General features: G+C 63.3%; 4 protein-coding genes and 1 other RNA gene. All 5 read right to left on the bottom strand.

Features of this window, described 5'->3' with window-relative positions:
• Nucleotides 1-297 precede the first annotated feature (297 nt).
• Nucleotides 298-681, bottom strand: a transfer-messenger RNA (tmRNA) gene (ssrA, locus tag EAW56_RS11305).
• A 70-nt stretch (nt 682-751) separates the two neighbouring features.
• Nucleotides 752-1,408, bottom strand: coding sequence for an SDR family oxidoreductase (locus EAW56_RS11300; protein WP_122086634.1), 657 nt, complete (start codon nt 1,406-1,408; stop codon nt 752-754).
• A 24-nt stretch (nt 1,409-1,432) separates the two neighbouring features.
• Nucleotides 1,433-1,930, bottom strand: a complete 498-nt coding sequence (gene smpB / locus EAW56_RS11295) for an SsrA-binding protein SmpB (RefSeq protein WP_095278951.1) — start codon at nt 1,928-1,930, stop codon at nt 1,433-1,435.
• A 16-nt stretch (nt 1,931-1,946) separates the two neighbouring features.
• On the bottom strand, nt 1,947-2,849 hold the full coding sequence (gene ftsX / locus EAW56_RS11290; RefSeq protein WP_095278950.1) for a permease-like cell division protein FtsX: 903 nt from the start codon (nt 2,847-2,849) through the stop codon (nt 1,947-1,949).
• Between the two features lie 2 nt (nt 2,850-2,851).
• A partial coding sequence (locus EAW56_RS11285; protein ID WP_122086632.1) for a cell division ATP-binding protein FtsE occupies nt 2,852-3,402 on the bottom strand: 551 nt, incomplete at its 5' end.

The raw sequence follows: 3,402 nt of genomic DNA, 5'->3' as shown, positions 1-3,402 counted from the left end.
CAAACTCAAGCAACCAAGCCCGCAACACTGTGAAATTATCCCGTTCCCTCCGAGCGACTCACTCGCTCTCGGCAACGAGGAAATACTTAACCACGAACAACACAAACACGCAAACCCCCAGCACACTCACGGTTTTTAGCAACCCAATGCTTGCGTTAACGCGAAACTTCTAGCGGTTGATTCTTCAGCGGTGATCCCTCACGTGGCGCGCGCAGGAATATCTCGAATTGAAAACTTTAGGTGAACTGGCAAAAAGAAACGCCCGCTGGCCATTGCAGACCAGCGGGCGTTCGCACTCGGTGGAGCCGCCGGGAATTGAACCCGGGTCCTTCATCACCGCGCCAGGGCTTCTCCGTGCGCAGTCCGCGCGCTACCTCTGCTCGGCCCTCCGGATCAGGCGGACATGTCCGGATGATGAGCCCAGTAAGTGTGAAGTGTCCCTCCCAAAGGCCCACTCACAAGCCCGGGAGGCGAGTCCCCTAAGTCGATGCCAGGTACCGGGTCGGGGACGTCCCCGGCCTGACAGACTCGCGGTCGCTAGCTCTTAGGCAGCGAGGGCGAAGTCACGCTGAGAGTTCTTCTCTGCGTTTATTGGTTGCTGCGACGCTTACGGTGGTCTCCAGCCTGCACCGGCACGCTTCCCCTGGCTAAGTCGATGAAGTCGAAACCTGAATCGACCCCTTGTCAACTACGGGAACCGTAGGAGAAGTAACTCTACCTCTCCCCCTCTTCAACTGCAAGCACCCGGTGCCTATTCCAGGCCGGTCGGCGTGATCCGGAGGAAGTCCACCACCGCATCGGGGCCGGCGTCGACGGCGAGGCGCGCGGCCTTGGCCACCGAGGTCGCCGCCATCTTCGGGGCATCACCGTGCTGCGGAGCTGCGATCATGTCCGTGTTCGTTCGACCGGGGTGCAAGGAGGTGACGCGGATGGCGCCGGCTTCTTCCAGGCGCAGCGCGTCGGTGAAGCCGCGGAGCGCGAACTTTGACGCGCAGTACGCGGAGTTTTCGGGAACACCGAAGAAGCCGGCGCCTGAGTTGATGGTGAGGAGGAGTCCACGTGAGCGTCGTAAAGCGGGCAGCAATTCCCTGGTGAGGGTGATGGGCGCGTGGACATTGACCTCCATCGACTCCCGCCACTGCGCCTCGGTGAGCTCGGTGAAGGGGGCCTTGTGCAGCACGCCGGCCGCGTGGACGAGCACATCGACCTGCTTGATGGCGCGGGCGGCGCGAATGAGCGCCTCGGTATCGGTAAGGTCCACCTCGAAGGGTTCTGCGCTTGGCAGCGCGCGGACTACCTCGGAGGCGTCGCGCGACGCGCCCGCGATGATGTGGTGGTCTTTGCCAAGCTCCTCGGCGATCGCACGGCCGATGCCGCGGGACGCGCCGGTAATCAGTGCAGTCTTCATGGGCACCACCGTAGCGTTAAGCAGCTAGGCCTTGATTCCCTTGAACTTCCGGCCCAGGTCGCGGGCGATCTCGCGGTCCTCGGTGCGACGCTTGATGGAACGCCGCTTATCGTAGTCCTGCTTGCCCTGCCCCAGGCCGAGCTCCAGCTTCGCGCGGCCGTCCTTGAGGTACAGGGACAGCGGAATGAGGGTGCGGTTGCCGTCGCGAATCTTGCCCTCCAGCGAGTCGATCTCGCGGCGGTGCAGCAGCAGCTTGCGGGTGCGGCGCGGCGGGTGGTTGGTCCAGTGGCCGCGCGAGTACTCGGGGATGTGCATATTACGCAGCCAGACCTCGCCGTTATCAATGGTGGCGAAGGCCTCGACCAGCGAGACCTTGCCCTCGCGCAAGGCCTTGATTTCCGTGCCGTAGAGCACGATGCCAGTCTCCCAGGTGTCCAAGATGGTGTAGTCATGCCGAGCTTTCCGGTTGGTCGCGAGGACACCGGTGTTGCTCAGCTTCTTCTTTTTACTCTTCTTGGCCATAGGAGCAACAAGTGTACTACTTACGCACGTAAGAACGAAGTGCCACCTGCGCCGCCACCGCGCCGACGACCATGGCGCCGAGCCCCACGAGCGGCATGACGGTCCACACGGCGGAGTCCGGCACGCGCGCGATCAGCGACGACGAGTACAGGTCGCCCAGCATCGGATCGACGATGGAGCGCTTTGCCACCCACGTGAGAATCGTTGCCAGCACCGCGCCCACGAACACGGAGATCAGCGCCTCCAGCACGAACGGCGCCTGCGTGAACCAGCGGGACGCGCCGACCATGCGCATGATGCCGATCTGGTCGCGGCGATTGAACGCGGCGAGCTGCACCATATTCACAATGAGGAAGATCGCCGCCAGCGCCTGCGCCGCGGCAACGGTGAAGGTCACGTTACGGAACGTATCCATCGTGCCGGCCGCCTCGCGCACCGTGTCCGCCTGGTCCGTCACGACGGTCACCTGCGGCATCGACGAGATCTTCTCAATCGGTGAGGTATCCGCCGGATCCGCCAGGCGCACGTGCAGCGCGGCCGGCAGCGCGTCCGGGGTCGTCTCGCGCACCAGGTCCGGCTCGGACTCCTCAAACAGCTCCTTGAACCGCTCGTACGATTGCTCGCGCGAGCGGAACGTCACCTGCTCCACCCCGCTATCTCCCTGCAGCGCGTCGCGCACCTCCTTGCAGGCGTCGGACGAGCAGTCCTTGTCGTTCGCGGAGATGTCCTCGTCCAGCTCCACCATGACCTCGACGCGGTCCAGGTACAGGTCCTTCGTCTCGCTCGTCGCCTGCGAAATCAAGATGCCCGCTCCGACGAGCACCAGCGACAGGGCGGTCGTGATGATCAGGGCAATGGTCATGGTGACGTTGCGCCCCAGCCCGCGAAATCCCTCGCGGAAAATGAAATTCCAGTTCACAGCTATCCCCTCACGTTTCCGTACACGCCGTGCTCGTCGTCGCGCACGAGTCGGCCCAAATCGAGTTCCATCACGCGCTTGCGCATGTCGTTCACCGCACGGGCGTTGTGCGTGGACATCACCACGGTGGTCCCCATCCGGTTGATGCGCGAGAGCAGCGCCAGGATCCCATCGGCGGTCGCAGGGTCGAGATTGCCCGTGGGCTCGTCGGCAAGCATGAGTGCAGGCTTATCGACGAAAGCGCGCGCAATCGCCACACGCTGCTGCTCACCGCCCGACAGCTCGTGCGGCATGCGGTTCGCCTTGGCGTCCAAACCGACCAGCTCGAGCGCCTCCGGCACCAGCTTCTTGATGCGCTCCTTCGATTTGCCAATCACCTCCAGCGCGAACGCGACGTTGTCGTACACGCTGAGCTTGGGCAGCAGGCGGAAGTCCTGGAAGACGTAGCCGATGGACTGGCGCAGCTTGTTCACCTCTTTGCCGCGCAGCTCGTTGACGTGGAAGTCGTTGAAATAGATGTCTCCGGAAGAGACGTTCTCCTCCCGGATCATCA

Source organism: Corynebacterium gottingense (genome assembly GCF_003693265.1).
In the GTDB taxonomy this organism is placed as follows: Bacteria; Actinomycetota; Actinomycetes; order Mycobacteriales; family Mycobacteriaceae; genus Corynebacterium; species Corynebacterium gottingense.
Note: the sequence above shows the minus strand (reverse complement) of the source record. Positions and strands in the feature narration are given on the sequence as shown.

What these genes read in the sequence shown, in the direction of transcription:
- EAW56_RS11300 (WP_122086634.1), bottom strand. Translation starts at nt 1,408, where the DNA reads ATGAAGACTGCACTGATTACCGGCGCGTCCCGCGGCATCGGCCGTGCG.
- smpB (WP_095278951.1), bottom strand. Translation starts at nt 1,930, where the DNA reads ATGGCCAAGAAGAGTAAAAAGAAGAAGCTGAGCAACACCGGTGTCCTC.